Below are 15,110 nucleotides of genomic sequence, written 5' to 3'. Positions count from 1 at the left end.
ACAGAGAATCACATCGGGCCGCCCTCCACAGGGCGGCCCTTTTGTTCGGATCAGGGTGTCAGTCGGAGTAGGGTAGACACAGCCACATACAGTTGCATGTGAACTGTCCAGTAGTCACTCGAAAGGTCACCGGTGCGTCACAATCGCCGTCTCCGATGGGCTGCCATCCCGATCGCCGCGACGCTCGTCGTGGCACTCGCGGGCTGCACGCAGGCTCAGCTGCACGGATTCCTCCCGGGCTTCGTCGAGGGCGAGCCGCCCGTCACGAACCACACCGACCGCATCAGCGGCCTCTGGGTGACCAGCTGGATCGTCCTGCTCATCGTCGGCATCATCGTCTGGGGCCTCACGCTCTGGGCGGTCATCGTGTACCGCCGCCGGAAGGGCCAGACCGGCCTCCCGGTGCAGCTGCGCTACAACATGCCGATCGAGATCTTCTACACGATCGTGCCGCTCATCCTGGTGCTCGGCTTCTTCGCCTTCACCGCGCGCGACCAGAACGCGATCGAGAAGCCGTACGCGAACCCGGACGTCAAGATCCAGGTGTACGCGAAGCAGTGGGCGTGGGACTTCAACTACGTCAGCGACAACGTCTACGACCCGGGAATCCAGGTCCAGCCGGATGACAACAGCGCCACCCCCGGATCGGTCCAGGAGGGCGAGGTCCCGACCCTGTACCTGCCCGAGAACAAGAAGATCACGATCCAGCTCGACTCGCGCGATGTGATCCACTCGTTCTGGGTGCCGGCGATGCTCTACAAGAAGGACGTCATCCCGGGCAAGACCAACTACATGTACTTCGAGACGACCGACCGCACGGGCACCTTCGTCGGCAAGTGCGCCGAGCTCTGCGGCGAGTACCACTCGGCCATGCTCTTCAACGTCAAGATCGTGCCGCAGTCGGAGTACGACGCACACATCAAGAGCCTCCGCGACCAGGGCTACGAGGGTCAGCTGGGCTCCGAGTACGACCGCAACCAGAACCTGCCCGGAACGGGCGCCCCGCAGGGCAACGAGTAGGACGCACAGATGACGACGACAGCACCGGCACCGGGAGCCACCGCCGCCCCCAAGCCAGCGCCCACGATCCTCACCGCGAACGGTGTGGAGCGCAAGGGCAACATCCTCGTGAACTACATCACGTCGACGGACCACAAGACCATCGGGTACATGTACCTGGTCTCGTCGTTCGTGTACTTCCTCATCGGCGGCGTGATGGCGCTGATCATCCGCGCCCAGCTCTTCGAGCCGGGCCTGCAGGTGGTGGCGACGAAGGAGCAGTACAACCAGCTCTTCACCATGCACGGCACGATCATGCTGCTCATGTTCGCGACGCCGCTCTTCGCCGGCTTCGCCAACGTGCTCATGCCGCTGCAGATCGGCGCACCGGACGTGGCGTTCCCGCGTCTGAACGCGCTGGCGTACTGGTTCTACTCGTTCGGATCGCTCATCGCGGTCGCCGGCTTCCTCACCCCGCAGGGCGCCGCGTCGTTCGGCTGGTTCGCCTACGCACCGCTCTCGAGCACGACGTTCTCTCCGGGGATCGGCGGCAACCTCTGGGTGGTGGGCCTCGGCCTCTCGGGCTTCGGCACCATCCTCGGCGCGGTGAACTTCATCACCACGATCATCACCATGCGCGCGCCGGGCATGACCATGTTCCGCATGCCGATCTTCACCTGGAACACCCTGGTGACCTCGATCCTCGTGCTCATGGCCTTCCCTGTCCTCGCCGCGGCCATGTTCGCCCTCGCGGCCGACCGCGTGTTCGACGCGCACATCTACGACGCGGCCAACGGCGGAGCCCTGCTCTGGCAGCACCTCTTCTGGTTCTTCGGGCATCCCGAGGTGTACATCATCGCTCTGCCGTTCTTCGGCATCGTGTCCGAGATCTTCCCGGTGTTCAGCCGGAAGCCGATCTTTGGATACAAGACCCTGGTGTACGCGACGATCGCCATCGCCGCCCTCTCCGTGACGGTGTGGGCGCACCACATGTACGTCACCGGCTCGGTTCTGCTGCCGTGGTTCTCGCTGATGACGATGCTCATCGCCGTTCCGACCGGCGTGAAGATCTTCAACTGGATCGGCACCATGTGGCGCGGGTCGCTGACCTTCGAGTCGCCCATGCTCTGGTCCATCGGCTTCCTGATCACGTTCACCTTCGGTGGTCTGACGGGCGTCATCCTCGCGTCGCCGCCGCTCGACTTCCACGTGTCCGACACGTACTTCGTGGTCGCGCACTTCCACTACGTGGTCTTCGGAACCGTCGTGTTCGCCATGTTCGCCGGCTTCTACTTCTGGTGGCCGAAGTGGACGGGCAAGATGCTCAACGACCGGCTGGGCAAGTGGCACTTCTGGCTGCTGTTCATCGGCTTCCACACGACGTTCCTCATCCAGCACTGGCTGGGCGTCGTCGGCATGCCGCGCCGGTACGCGACGTACCTGCCGTCCGACGGCTTCACCTGGATGAACCAGGTCTCGTCGATCGGCGCCGGCATCCTCGCGATCTCGATGATCCCGTTCTTCGTGAACGTGTACCTGACGGCGCGCAACGCGCCCAAGGTCACGGTCAACGACCCGTGGGGCTACGGCCGTTCGCTCGAGTGGGCGACCAGCTGCCCGCCGCCGCGCCACAACTTCACGTCGATCCCGCGCATCCGTTCGGAGTCGCCTGCGTTCGACCTGAACCACCCCGAGGCGGGCATCCCGATCGGCGTGGGTCCCGCGAAGGACGCCCCCGACGCCCCTGTGCACGACGTCGCGAACGACGAGGTGAAGTAACCCATGCGCGCAAATGCCATCCTGTTCTGGATCCTGTCGGCCTTCTTCCTGCTCTCGGCGGTGGTCTACACGCTGTGGAACCTGCTCGACGAGATGCACCGCAACGTCGAGTGGGTCGGCACCGTCGCCCTGCTGCTGAGTGCGATCCTCGCCGCGTTCATCGCGTTCTACGTCGGCCGCTCCCACGCCTCGCAGGGGGGAGAGCTGCCGGAGGACCGCCTCGACGCGAACATCGACGACGGCGACCCGGAGCTCGGCAACTTCAGCCCGTGGAGCTGGTGGCCGGTCTCCCTCGCCTTCGGCGCGGGTCTGGTCATCCTCGGCCTCGCGGTCGGCTTCTGGATCTGCTACATCGGCGTGGCCTTCAGCCTCGTCTGCATCGTCGGCTGGGTCTACGAGTACTACCGCGGATACTTCGCGCGCTGACCCCGGCGTCCGCGCCTAGTGAGGGCCGTCTCCCACGGGAGGCGGCCCTCAGTGCGTCTGGGGCGCTTCCGCCCTTCCGTGCGCGCGTGACCGAGGCTTCTCCGCCGCTGCGGCCCGGCCGGCAGCCTCATCTGTGGGACGCAACATGCCGTTATCCTGACGACATAGCGGCGTGTTGCGACCCATGGATGGCTCGGTCGTGGGCGACGAGGTGGCGTCTCCAACTGCCGCTGCGCCGAGTGCGGCGTCGCGCCGTCCCGTCCGCCTTTCGGCGCCCGGGGGATCCAACGGGCATTCCCCCGCGTTTGTCGCTCTGTGGGACGCAACACGCCGCTATCCCGCCGTCGTAACGGCGTGTTGCGACCCCCGAGTGGGCCAAGCGTCGCGCGCGCTGGTTCGGGCGCAGGACCGGCTCCATCCAGTGGACGCAACACGCCGTGGCTGCGTCGCGACGTGCGGCGTGTTGCGTCCACTGGGTGGCGGGGACGCCGCTGACGGGAGGGACGGAGCAGGCCGCGTTAGCGGCGGGTGAAGTGGAGGACGTCGACGGATACGCGCGTCGCGTCGACCTCGGACGGGATGACCGCCGCCGTGGCCGCGTGGCGCGCCGACGGGCCCATGCCCGCCAGAGCCTCACGTAAGGAGGGCGTGAGCGCGAGGTCGTACGCGACCGGTTCGCGCGCCAGGAGGGCGTACAGGGGCTCCGCGGTGGCGATGACGTCGTCCGCCTTGTCGGAGGGGATGTCGAGCATGCTCCCGGTGGCGCGAAGCGAACCGAGATGCTCGGTGCGGGGGACCACCACGACGAGGGTTCCCCCGGGACGTAGGACGCGGTGGAACTCGGGAAGGTTGCGCGGCGCGAACACGTCGAGCACGGTGTCGGCCGAGTCCGAGCGCACGGGCAGCGGGCGCCAGGTGTCGGCGACGAGGCCGTCCACCCGATCCGACGAGCGCACGGCACGAGCGACCGCCTGCGCGGACAGGTCCATGGCGAGCCCCAGGGCTTGCGGCAGGGACGACAGTGCAGCGCGGAGGTAGTGGCCGGTCCCGGCGCCCGCATCCAGCACCCGCGACCCGACGGCGGACGCCGCCACGGCGTCGGCGATGGGGGAGTAGGCGCCGCCCTCGAGCACGAGGTCGCGCGCATCCAGCATCTCGGTGGTGTCGCCCAGGTGCTTGGTGCCTCCGCCGAGGAGCGCGACGTACCCGCGTTTGTTCACGTCGTGACGGTGTCCGTTCGCGCATCCCAGCGTCAGGCGGTCGACCGGCTCCAGATCGGCCTCGCAGACGGGGCAGCGCAGCCAGGCGGCGAGCCGGGACAGATCAGCGGACAAGGGCAGCCCCTCGGTCGAAGGAACAGGAGACAACGGGCGGGAACGCGAAAGCGCCGGCGCGAATGAACGCACCGGCGCTTCCGATGGAGGCGGGCCTCAGTGGTGGTCGTGGCCCGACTCGAGCTCGTTCCGGGTCGGCGGAACGATGCGGTCCTCGAAGAACCAGCGGGACAGGCCCGCGCGGACCCGGTTCGCCGCCGTGATCTTGCCCCGTCGGTTCGGACGCAGCATCAGCGGCTCGTACGACTCGAACGACACCAGACGCCAGCGCTCGTAGTCGCTGAGCTGCTCGTGCACCTCGATGAACTCACCGCCGGGCAGCTTCACGATACGGCCGGTCTCGAAGCCGTGGAGGGCGATCGAGCGGTCCTTCTTCTGCAGCGCGAGGCAGACGCGCTTCGTCACGAAGTACGCGATCACCGGACCGACGAACAAGAGCGCCTGCAGGGTGTGGATGACACCCTCCATCGTCAGCTTGAAGTGCGTCGCGATGATGTCGGAGCTCGCCGCCGCCCAGAAGACCGCGTAGAACGTGACGCCGGCAGCGCCGATCGCCGTGCGGTTCGCGGCGTTGCGCGGACGGTCCAGGATGTGGTGCTCGCGCTTGTCGCCGGTGATCCACGCCTCGAGGAACGGATAGATCATGACGGTCACGATGAACAGGCCGAGGATCGCCACCGGGATGATGATGTTGAACGACCAGGTGCGGTCGAGCCAGACGAACTCCCAGCCCGGCGGCACCAGTCGCAGGGCGCCGTCGGCGAAGCCGATGTACCAGTCCGGCTGCGTTCCCGCGGACACCGGGGAGGGGTCGTACGGGCCGTAGTTCCAGATCGGGTTGATCGTGAACAGCGAGGCCATCAGCACCAGAACGCCGAAGACGATGAAGAAGAAGCCGCCGGCCTTCGCCGCGTACACCGGGAGGACCGGGTAGCCGACGACGTTGCCCTGCGTGCGCCCGGGAGCCGCGTACTGCGTGTGCTTGTGGATGACCACGAACATGAGGTGCAGCGCGATGAACGCCACCACCAAGGCGGGCAGAAGCAGGATGTGCAGCGTGTACAGGCGGCCGACGATCGCCGTTCCGGGGAACTCGCCTCCGAAGAGCAGGAACGAGATCCAGGTCCCGACCACCGGCAGGCCCTTGATGAGACCGTCGATGATGCGGAGGCCGTTGCCCGAGAGCAGGTCGTCCGGGAGCGAGTAGCCGGTGAAGCCCTCGGCCATGGCCAGGATGAAGAGCACGAAGCCGATCACCCAGTTGAGCTCACGCGGCTTGCGGAACGCGCCCGTGAAGAAGATGCGGAGCATGTGCAGGCCGATGGACGCCACGAACAGCAGGGCCGCCCAGTGGTGGATCTGACGGACCAGCAGACCGCCGCGCACCTCGAACGAGATGTTCAGCGTGCTCTGCATCGCCGAGGACATCTCGATGCCCTTCAGCGGCACGTACGAGCCGTTATAGGTGACCTCGGCCATCGACGCCTGGAAGAAGAACGTCAGGAACGTTCCGGACAGCAGGATGACGATGAAGCTGTAGAGCGCGACCTCACCGAGGAGGAACGACCAGTGGTCGGGGAAGATCTTGCGACCGAACTCCTTGACGGCGCCTGAGATGCTGGTGCGGTCTTCGAGGTAGTTCGCGGCTGCCGCCGTGAAGCCACCCTTCTTGGCCGTCGTCGTTGCCGCGGGTGCGGCGGTCGTGGTGCTCAATGGCGCTCCCAGAAGCTTGGGCCGACAGGCTCGGTGAAGTCGCTGCGCGCGACCAGGTAGCCATCGGCGTCGACGGTGATCGGCAGCTGCGGCAGCGGCCGCTTCGCCGGTCCGAAGATGACCTGCGCTTCGTGCGTGATGTCGAACTGCGACTGGTGGCACGGGCAGAGCAGGTGGTGGGTCTGCTGCTCGTAGAGCGCCACCGGGCACCCGACGTGCGTGCAGATCTTGGAGTACGCGACGATGCCGTCGTAGTTCCAGTTCTCCCGGCCCTTGGACACGTGCAGGTCCTCGGGCTTGAGGCGCATGAGGAGCACGGCGGCCTTCGCCTTCTCCTCCAGCATGTTCTCGGCCTCGTTGAGGCCCTCGGGGATCACGTGGAACGCGCTGCCGAGAGTCACATCCGACGCCTTGATCGGGGTTCCGGTTGGGTCGCGGGTGAGCCGGACGCCCTTCGCCCACATCGTGTTCGAGAGCAGCTCCACCGGGTCCTCGTTCTCGGGCGCGAGGCCGCGGAACAGGACGACGGCGGGAAGCGGGAACGCGATCAGCGCGCCGATGAGGCTGTTGCGCACGAGCGTGCGCCGGCTGAAGCCGGACTCCTCGTCGGCCTGGCGGAAGATCTCGGCGGCACGCTCGGTGGTCGCCTCGCTGCCGCGCACCGGGTGACGGAGGTCGACGCCCTCCTTCTCGTGCATGAGCGCCTTGCCCCAGTGGACGGCGCCGATGCCGATCGCGAGGAGCGCGAGCGCTCCTCCGATGCCGATGAACAGGTTGTTCAGGCGGACCGAGCCGGGGTCGCCGTCGACGATCGGGAAGGCGAGGTAGGCGGCGACCGCCCACACCGAGCCCGCGATCGACAGGTAGAACAGCGTGTAGACCGTACGCTCGGCGCGCCGTTCCTTCCGCGGGTCGAGGTCGGTGACGCGCGGGCGGTGAGGCGGGAAGCCGGGGTTCTCGACGGCGTCGCGGATGATCACCGCCGTCCCGGGGTCGCCGGTGCGGTGCGCCTCAGACGAACTGGCGGGCGTCAGCTCGCGACCGCCGTTCTCGTCCTGTGCCATTGCTCTCCTTCTTACGCTGTGGTTCGTGCCTGTGCGGGCCGACTAGTTGGACTTGGCCGTGATCCACACGGTGAGGGCGACGATGGCGCCCAGACCGAAGATCCAGAGGAACAGGCCCTCGGCGACCGGGCCGAGGTTGCCCAGCTCGAAGCCGCCCGGGGACGGGTTGTTCTGGATGTACTTCAGGTACGTGATGATGTCGGCCTTGCCCTGCGGCGTGATGTTCAGGTCGTTGAACACCGGCATGTTCTGCGGGCCGGTGACCATGGCCTCGTAGATGTGCTTCGCGGTGACGCCGGTCAGCGGCGGGGCGTACTTGCCCTCGGTGAGCGCTCCACCCGCGCCGGCCACGTTGTGGCACATCGCGCAGTTGATGCGGAACAGCTCGGCGCCGTGGGCGGCGTCGCCCTTCCCGTCGAGGAACTTCTGCTCCGGGATGGACGGTCCGGGGGCGAGGGAGGAGACGTAGTCGGCGAGGGCCTTGACCTGCTCGTCCGTGAACTGGACTGGCTTCTCCTGGGCCTGCGGACCCTGCATCTGCATGGGCATGCGGCCGGTGCCGACCTGGAAGTCGACGGCGGCTGCGCCGACGCCGATCAGGCTCGGAGCCACCGAGCTGCCCTGGGCGTCGAGGCCGTGGCAGGTGGCGCAGTTGGCCTGGAAGAGCTTCTTGCCCTCGTCGACCGAGTTCTGGCTGGCGGCGGCGACCTGCGGCTCGGCGGATGCGGTCGTCGTCGTGAACGCGGCGTACGCACCGCCGGTCAGGCCGAGGCCGATCGCGAGCAGCGCGATGGTGGCCAGCGGGTGCCGGCGGCCGGCCTTGCGGGCGGGCTTGCCCGTTCGGGGCTGGGTGGCCGGGCGGGGGTTTTTCGGACGCATGGGGTGAAGAACGCTCCTGTTTCCTATCGGATGATGTAGATGACCGCGAACAGTCCGATCCACACGACGTCGACGAAGTGCCAGTAGTACGAGACGACGATGGCGCTCGTCGCCTCCTTGTGGCCGAAGATCTTGACCGCGAACGCGCGGCCGATCACGAGCAGGAACGCGATGAGGCCGCCCGTGACGTGGAGGGCGTGGAAGCCCGTTGTCAGGTAGAACGCCGATCCGTAGGCGTTGGAGCTGAGGGAGATGCCCTCGGAGACGAGGGTCGCGTACTCCAGCACCTGGCCGGAGACGAAGATCGCGCCCATGAGGTAGGTCAGCGTGAACCACTCGACCATGCCCCAGCGCCAGAACTGCAGGATGCCGCCTGCGCGGCGCGGCTGCATGCGCTCGGCCGCGAACACCCCGAACTGGCAGGTGACCGAACTCAGGACCAGGATGATCGTGTTCGTCAGCGCGTACGGCACGTTGAGGTGCTGCGTCTCGGCGGCCCAGAGATCGGGGGACGTGGACCGGAGGGTGAAGTAGATCGCGAAGAGCCCCGCGAAGAACATCACCTCCGAGCCGAGCCACACGATCGTGCCGACGGCCACGACATTGGGCCGGTTGATCGCCGGCGCACTCGCTGAGGGAGAAATGGAGGTGCTCGTCACGTAACCCATTATGGCTGAAAAGGTGCCCTGGTTTTCCCACCTGCGAGGCGTGAATCGACCCGAATTGCGGTTAGGACAGCCTTACCGGCCGCAGATCGACCGCTATCGCCGTGGCGTGTCGCCCGCCGATAGGATCGCTTCATGGTCCACACGCAGTCCTGGTCGTCCGTGCTGACGTCTCTCCTGGCGGGGGAGCACCTGAGCGTGGCGGACGCGGCCTGGGCCATGGATGAGGTGATGACCGGCGAGGCGACGGACGCCCAGCTGGCGGCGTTTCTCATCGCGCTGCGCGCCAAGGGCGAGACGGTGGATGAGATCGTCGGGTTCCGCGACGCGATCCTCGACCACGCCGTCCCGCTCGTCGTCGACCCGATGGCCCTCGACATCGTCGGCACAGGAGGCGACCGGTTCGGCACGGTGAACGTGTCGACGACGGCCTCGATCGTGGCCGCCGCCGCCGGCGTTCCCGTCATCAAGCACGGGAACCGCGCGGCGAGCTCGTCATCCGGCTCCTCGGATGTGCTCGCCGCCCTCGGCATCGACCTGACGCTCCCCGCGGACCGGGTCGCCGAGGTGCTGAAGAAGGTCGGCATCACGTTCGCCTTCGCGAGCGCGTTCCACCCGGGATTCGCCCACGCCGGCCCGGTCCGCGCCCAGCTGGGCGTCCCCACCGTCTTCAACTACCTCGGACCGCTCTGCAACCCGGCGCGCCCCGAGGCGTCCGCGGTCGGCGTCGCGACGCTCGACCGCATCCCGCTCATCGTCGGCGTGTTCCAGACCCGCGGGGCCACCGCGCTGGTCTTCCGCGGCGACGACGGGCTCGACGAGCTGTCGACCACCGGTCACAGCCACGTCTGGGAGGTCTCTCGGGGCCTCGTCACCGAGCACGACATCGACCCGCGCGATCTGGGCATCCCCCGCGCGCGCATCGACGATCTGCTCGGGAAGGACGCCGCGTACAACGCGGCGGTCGTGCGTGCCGTGCTCGCGGGCGAAGAAGGCCCCGTGCGCGACATCGTCCTGCTCAACGCGGCGGCCGGGCTCGTGTCCTTCGAGCTCGCGTCCGACCCGTCGAGGGTCCAGGAATCCATCCTGGATCGGTTCCGTTCGCAAATGGCGGTCGCTGCCCGAGCGATCGACTCCGGGGCTGCGGCCGCGAAGCTCGACGAGTGGGTGGCGGCGACGCACTGACACGGTGGAGCATTCCACTGGAATGGAAGGAAAGGTTTCGATGAAGAAGCTCATCAACGACGTCCCGGACGTCGTGGCCGAGTCCCTCGCGGGCTTCGGCCGAGCGCACGCGGACATCGTGAAGGTGTCCCAGGATCCGCGCTTCGTCTCCCGGGCCGACGGCCCGGTGCAGGGCAAAGTCGGTCTCGTCAGCGGCGGTGGCAGCGGCCACGAGCCGCTCCACGCCGGCTTCGTGGGCAAGGGGATGCTGGACGCGGCCGTGCCCGGCGAGGTCTTCACCTCGCCGACGCCCATGCCGATCGTCGAGGCCACCAAGGCCGCGGACGGCGGCGCCGGTGTCCTCCACATCGTCAAGAACTACACGGGCGACGTGCTCAACTTCGAGACGGCCGCCGACCTGGTGGCCGCGGAGGGCATCACCGTCCGCTCCGTGGTGACCAACGACGACGTCGCCGTGCAGGACTCCCTGTACACCGCCGGCCGGCGCGGCGTCGCGGGCACCGTCCTCGTCGAGAAGATCGCCGGGGCGGCCGCCGACCGCGGAGACGACCTCGACGCGGTCACGGCCGTCGCCGAGCGCGTCAACGCGAACGTCCGCTCGATCGGCCTCGCCCTGACGGACGGCACGGTGCCGCACGCCGGCGAGCCCGGTTTCGTGCTCCCCGAGGACGAGATCGAGTTCGGCGTCGGCATCCACGGCGAGCCGGGGCGCGAGCGCATCAAGCTGGAGCCGGCCGATCGCCTGGTCGACCGGATGATGGATGCGATCCTCACCGACCTCTCCTTCGACGGCTCGCAGGTGCTGCTGTTCGTGAACGGCATGGGCGGGACACCGCTGTCGGAGCTGTACATCCTGTTCCGTCGTGCGGCCGAAGTGCTCGACGAGCGCGGCATCACGCTCAGCCGCTCGCTCGTGGGCAACTACGTGACGTCGCTCGAGATGCAGGGCGCATCCATCTCGCTCCTGAAGCTGGACGACGAGCTGACGCAGCTGTGGGACGCGCCCGTCCACACCGCGGCGCTCCGCTGGGGCCTGTAGCAAGCCGGAACCGACAATGAGGAGGACGCGTCGATGACGCTGGACACGAACTGGGTGAGGCAGTGGATCTCCGCCGCGGCGGAATCCATCGGCGAGCACAAGCAGGAGCTGAACACGCTCGACCGGGAGATCGGCGACGGCGACCACGGCGAGAACATGGACCGCGGGCTGCGCGCATCGGTCATCGCGCTGGAGAAGCTGCCGGACGACACCACGCCGAACGCGGCACTGCGATCGGTCGCCATGACCCTGATCTCGACGGTGGGAGGTGCGTCCGGTCCGCTCTACGGCACGGCGTTCCTCAAGGCGGCGGATCCCGTCGGGGACGCCGCCGCGATCGACGAGGCGTCGCTCGTCGCGGCCCTGACGGCCGCGCGCGACGGCATCGTGTCCCGCGGAAAGGCCGAACCCGGCGACAAGACCATGATCGACGCGTGGACGCCGGCGGTCGACGCCGCTGCGGCCGCCCAGGAGTCCGGGGCCTCGGCCGCCGGCATCCTGGCGGCCGCGGCGGAGGCCGCCGAGAAGGGAGCGGTGGCCACCGAGCCGCTCGTCGCCCGGAAGGGGCGTGCGAGCTACCTCGGCGAGCGGTCGGCCGGGCACCGCGACCCGGGCGCCCAGTCGACCGCGCTGCTCCTGCGGGCTGCGGCGCAGACCGCCGAGGCGGCCGGATGACCGCGAAGGTCGGCGTCGTCTTCGTCTCGCACAGTTCCCAGATCGCCGCGGGGATGGTGCAGCTCGCCGGTCAGATGGCCGGTTCGGTGCGGCTGGTCGCCGCGGGCGGAACCGACGACGACGGCATCGGCACCAGCTTCACGAAGGTGATGTCCGCGGTGTCGGAGGCCGACAGCGGTGACGGCGTCGTGGTGATCAGCGATCTCGGCTCTGCGCTGCTCACGGCGGAGACCGTGCTCGACATGCTCGACGACGAGCAGCGGTCCCGCGTGCGCGTGGTGGACGTGCCGTTCGTCGAGGGCGGTGTCGCGGCGGCTGTCGCCGCGGAGTCCGGCGGCGGCCTGGACGAGGTCGTGGCCGCGGCCGAGGGCGCCGTCGATGCGTGGGCGGGGCGGGAAGGCAGCACGGCCGCCTCAGCAGAGGCGGCAGCAGAGCCGGCGGCAGAGCCCGCGTCCGCCGGTCCGTATGAGCGCGAGGTTCTCGTCCGCAACCCCGAGGGGCTCCACGCCCGGCCGGCGGCGGAGTTCGTGAAGCTCGCGAACACCTTCCCGGTGAAGGTCACCGTGAACGGCAAGGACGCGAAGAGCCTCCTGGGCATCATGTCGCTCGGGCTCACCGCGGGCTCCACGGCCCGCATCGCCTCCGACGATCCGGACGGCCGCGCTGCCGTCGACGCGCTCGCCGACCTGGTCGACACCGGCTTCGGCGAGGTCTGACCGCTCCCGCATCCCTCACACCGTCAGCTCCTGAGTTTTTCGCCCGACACGCCGTAGGAGAACCCGAAAAACTCAGGAGCGGGCGGTGGGGGTCAGAGGGATCGGGGGAGGAGGGGGAGCTGCATCTCGCGCTCGTCGGCCGTGCGGTCGAGCGGGTAGGGCTGCGTGCGGCCGGTGAACGTGAAGCCGCGGCGCAGATACGAGCGGATGGCGGGCTCGTTGTCCTCGTGCACCTCCAGCAGAAGGCGGTCGCCGCGGCCGCGTGCCCAGTCGATCACCGCATCCAGCAGAGCGTCGGTGATGCCGTGCTCGTGCCCGCGCCAGTCCGGGGTCACGTAGACGCCGACCAGGTACGGCTCGCGCGTCGGCGCGGACTGGTAGCCGCCCATGCTGCCCAGCCAGCGACCGTCGTCCGCCACCGCGGCGAACAGCCGGCTCGTGGACGACGTGTTCGCCGCGCGCCGGCGCCAGTGCTCATCCGGATGCGTCCGCGCGTGATCGAGCGTCTCCAGGAACGCGATCGGCGCGTCCTCGAGCATCTCGAACCGCAGCGCGCGATACGCCTGCCAGTCGTCCTCCGTGCTGGCGCGGACCGTCCAGCCGGCCATGCTGCTCAGTCCCGCGCGGACAGCAGGGTCTCCGCCTCGGCGAGGAGGATCGCCGTGCAGAGCCCGTCGAGCGCGGTCGTCAGCTCGTCGAGCGGAGGGAAGGTCGGGGCGATGCGGATGTTCGCGTCGCGCGGGTCGTCGCCGTACGGGAAGGTCGCCCCGGCCGGAGTGACCGCGATCCCTGCCTCCTTGGCCAGCTGCACGGCACGCTTCGCGGCGCCGTCGAGCACGTCGAGGCTGACGAAGTAGCCCCCGCTCGGCGCCGTCCAGGTGCCCCCGCCCCACGGCGCGAGCCGCTCGCGGAACGCCGCATCGACCGCCGCGAACTTCGGTTCGAGGATGGCGCGGTGCTTCTCCATGTGCGCGGCGAGGCCGTCCGCGTCGCGGAGCAGCTCGACGTGCCGCAGCTGGTTGAGCTTGTCGGGGCCGATGCTCTGCGCGGAGAGGTTGTGCAGCATCCACTCGACGTTGGCCGGGGAGGCGCCGAAGAACGCGACGCCGGCGCCCGGGTAGGTCACCTTGGAGGTGGAGGCGAACACGAGCGGGCGGTCCGGGTTTCCGGCCTCGGCGGCGAGGGCGAGCACATCGATCGGCTCCGGCCGCTCGTCGGAGAGGTGGTGGACCGCGTAGGCGTTGTCCCAGATCAGCCGGAAGTCGTCCGCCGCGGGCAGGGACACGAGCGCCCGCACGACCTCCTCCGAGTACACGGCGCCGGTCGGGTTCGAGTAGACGGGGACGCAGAACATGCCGCGGATGCTGTCATCCGTCTCCAGCAGGGACGCGACCGCCTCGATGTCGGGACCGTTGTCGTCGGAGGGCACCGGGATGAGCCGGATGCCGAACCGCTCGGCGATGGTGAAGTGCCGGTCGTAGCCGGGGACGGGCGCGAGGAAGCTGATCGGGCGGCTGCTCCACGGCAGCTCGCCGCCCGGCACGCCGTGCAGCAGCGCGAACGCGATCGTGTCGTGCATGAGGGTCAGGCTGGAGTTGCCGAGCGCCAGGAGCTGCCCGACCGGCACGCGGAGTGCGTCCGCGAAGATCGCCCGGAGCTCGGCCAGGCCCGTCGGTCCGCCGTAGTTGCGCAGGTCGGTGCCCGCCGCATCCCGGTAGCGCCCGTCAGGCAGGTGCAGCAGGTCGTCGGAGAGGTCGAGCTGCTCGGCCGACGGCTTGCCGCGCGTGAGGTCGAGCTTCAGGCCGGCGGCCTTCAGGTCGTCGTAGGCGCGGGCGAACGCGGAGTGCGCCTCGCGGAGCGCGGCGGTGTCGAGGTCGGCCAGGGGAGAGGGCCGGAGGGCGGAGGCGGAGTGGGCTGCTGACGTCACGTCATCGATCGTACCGGCGCTGCTTCACGGCGCGCCCAGCCGGCGTGTGCGAACATCCGGAGTGTGACCGACGATCTGCAGAAGGGCCGCGGCCGGACCCGCGCGAAGATGACGACCGCCATCGGCTCCGGAGTGGTGGTCGCCGTGGTCGTCGGGCTGCTGAACGCCTGGCATTACGCGGCCATCGCGGGGTGGGCGGCCGCCTGCATCGTCTACATCGCCTGGGTCTGGCTGTCCGTCTGGCGGCTCGACGCCGACACCACGAAGGACCACGCCACGCTGGAGGATCCGGGCCGGCGCACCACCGACCTGCTGCTGATCCTCGCGTCGGTGGCGAGCGTGGTGGCCGTCGTCTTCATCCTGGTCGATGCGAAATCTCTCAAGGGCGGAGCGCAGCTCGGCGTGGCGCTGCTGGCGATCGTGAGCGTCGCCCTCTCCTGGACGCTCGTGCACACCGTGTACACGCTCCGCTACGCCCGCATCTACTACCGGACGGGCGGCGGCATCGACTTCAACCAGGAGGAACCCCCGCGGTACAGCGACTTCGCGTACCTGGCATTCACGCTCGGGATGACGTTCCAGGTGTCGGACACGAACATCCAGAACGCGTTCATCCGTGCGACGGTGCTGCGGCACACGCTGCTCTCGTACGTGTTCGGGACGGTCATCGTCGCCGCGACGGTCAACCTGGTCGCCGGGCTGACCTGAT

The 15,110-nt window shown here is 68.8% G+C and carries 15 protein-coding genes; 8 read left to right on the top strand and 7 right to left on the bottom strand.

From position 1 onward, the window contains the following. Positions 1-132 precede the first annotated feature (132 nt). Genes ctaC through BJ963_RS06730 form a run of 3 tightly spaced genes read left to right on the top strand, consistent with a single transcriptional unit; the run spans position 133 to position 3,204 of the window. Complete coding sequence (gene ctaC, locus BJ963_RS06740; RefSeq protein ID WP_089910117.1) at positions 133-1,020, top strand: aa3-type cytochrome oxidase subunit II; 888 nt, start codon at positions 133-135, stop codon at positions 1,018-1,020. Between the two features lie 9 nt (positions 1,021-1,029). Continuing rightward, positions 1,030-2,778, top strand: a complete 1,749-nt coding sequence (gene ctaD, locus BJ963_RS06735; protein ID WP_089910120.1) for an aa3-type cytochrome oxidase subunit I — start codon at positions 1,030-1,032, stop codon at positions 2,776-2,778. A gap of 3 nt (positions 2,779-2,781) precedes the next feature. Then, a complete protein-coding gene (locus BJ963_RS06730) occupies positions 2,782-3,204 on the top strand; it encodes a cytochrome c oxidase subunit 4 (protein WP_089910123.1) in 423 nt (140 codons plus the stop codon). A gap of 518 nt (positions 3,205-3,722) precedes the next feature. On the opposite strand, the gene BJ963_RS06725 is transcribed toward BJ963_RS06730, so the two are convergent. From BJ963_RS06725 to ctaE, 5 genes are all read right to left on the bottom strand, one after another. Continuing rightward, positions 3,723-4,538, bottom strand: a complete 816-nt coding sequence (locus BJ963_RS06725) for a methyltransferase domain-containing protein (protein WP_179455458.1) — start codon at positions 4,536-4,538, stop codon at positions 3,723-3,725. Positions 4,539-4,634: 96 nt separating this feature from the next. Beyond that, complete coding sequence (gene qcrB, locus BJ963_RS06720; RefSeq protein WP_179455456.1) at positions 4,635-6,251, bottom strand: cytochrome bc1 complex cytochrome b subunit; 1,617 nt, start codon at positions 6,249-6,251, stop codon at positions 4,635-4,637. Next, positions 6,248-7,315, bottom strand: a complete 1,068-nt coding sequence (gene qcrA / locus BJ963_RS06715; protein ID WP_089910132.1) for a cytochrome bc1 complex Rieske iron-sulfur subunit — start codon at positions 7,313-7,315, stop codon at positions 6,248-6,250. The genes qcrB and qcrA overlap by 4 nt, the downstream gene beginning before the upstream one ends. Positions 7,316-7,357: 42 nt before the next feature. Then, positions 7,358-8,194, bottom strand: a complete 837-nt coding sequence (gene qcrC / locus BJ963_RS06710) for a cytochrome bc1 complex diheme cytochrome c subunit (RefSeq protein ID WP_179455454.1) — start codon at positions 8,192-8,194, stop codon at positions 7,358-7,360. A gap of 23 nt (positions 8,195-8,217) precedes the next feature. Beyond that, positions 8,218-8,862, bottom strand: a complete 645-nt coding sequence (ctaE, locus tag BJ963_RS06705; RefSeq protein ID WP_172824178.1) for an aa3-type cytochrome oxidase subunit III — start codon at positions 8,860-8,862, stop codon at positions 8,218-8,220. A gap of 132 nt (positions 8,863-8,994) precedes the next feature. On the opposite strand from ctaE, the gene trpD reads away from it, so the two are divergent. From trpD to dhaM, 4 genes are read left to right on the top strand one after another with little or no spacing between them, the layout of a single operon-like run. Further along, entirely contained in the window at positions 8,995-10,044 is a 1,050-nt protein-coding gene (gene trpD / locus BJ963_RS06700) for an anthranilate phosphoribosyltransferase (protein ID WP_089910140.1), read from the top strand. A gap of 40 nt (positions 10,045-10,084) precedes the next feature. After that, positions 10,085-11,083, top strand: coding sequence for a dihydroxyacetone kinase subunit DhaK (gene dhaK, locus BJ963_RS06695; RefSeq protein WP_089910143.1), 999 nt, complete (start codon positions 10,085-10,087; stop codon positions 11,081-11,083). A 33-nt stretch (positions 11,084-11,116) separates the two neighbouring features. Next, the gene (gene dhaL, locus BJ963_RS06690) at positions 11,117-11,758 is read left to right on the top strand and encodes a dihydroxyacetone kinase subunit DhaL (RefSeq protein ID WP_089910145.1); all 642 of its coding nucleotides are present in this window, start codon (positions 11,117-11,119) and stop codon (positions 11,756-11,758) included. After that, on the top strand, positions 11,755-12,474 hold the full coding sequence (gene dhaM, locus BJ963_RS06685) for a dihydroxyacetone kinase phosphoryl donor subunit DhaM (protein ID WP_089910148.1): 720 nt from the start codon (positions 11,755-11,757) through the stop codon (positions 12,472-12,474). The genes dhaL and dhaM overlap by 4 nt, the downstream gene beginning before the upstream one ends. Positions 12,475-12,566: 92 nt before the next feature. Here the strand turns inward: dhaM and BJ963_RS06680 are convergent, their stop codons facing one another. Continuing rightward, positions 12,567-13,082: a GNAT family N-acetyltransferase gene (locus BJ963_RS06680; protein ID WP_179455452.1), complete on the bottom strand. Its 516-nt coding sequence runs from the start codon at positions 13,080-13,082 to the stop codon at positions 12,567-12,569. A gap of 5 nt (positions 13,083-13,087) precedes the next feature. After that, a complete protein-coding gene (locus tag BJ963_RS06675; protein WP_089910152.1) occupies positions 13,088-14,401 on the bottom strand; it encodes an aspartate aminotransferase type Ic in 1,314 nt (437 codons plus the stop codon). 108 nt (positions 14,402-14,509) lie between these two features. Here BJ963_RS06675 and BJ963_RS06670 point away from each other — a divergent pair, with 108 nt between their 5' ends. Further along, the gene (locus tag BJ963_RS06670; protein WP_089916687.1) at positions 14,510-15,109 is read left to right on the top strand and encodes a DUF1345 domain-containing protein; all 600 of its coding nucleotides are present in this window, start codon (positions 14,510-14,512) and stop codon (positions 15,107-15,109) included. Position 15,110 lies beyond the last annotated feature (1 nt).

It is taken from the genome of Leifsonia soli, assembly GCF_013408745.1.
GTDB lineage: Bacteria > Actinomycetota > Actinomycetes > Actinomycetales > Microbacteriaceae > Leifsonia > Leifsonia soli.
Note: the sequence above shows the minus strand (reverse complement) of the source record. Positions and strands in the feature narration are given on the sequence as shown.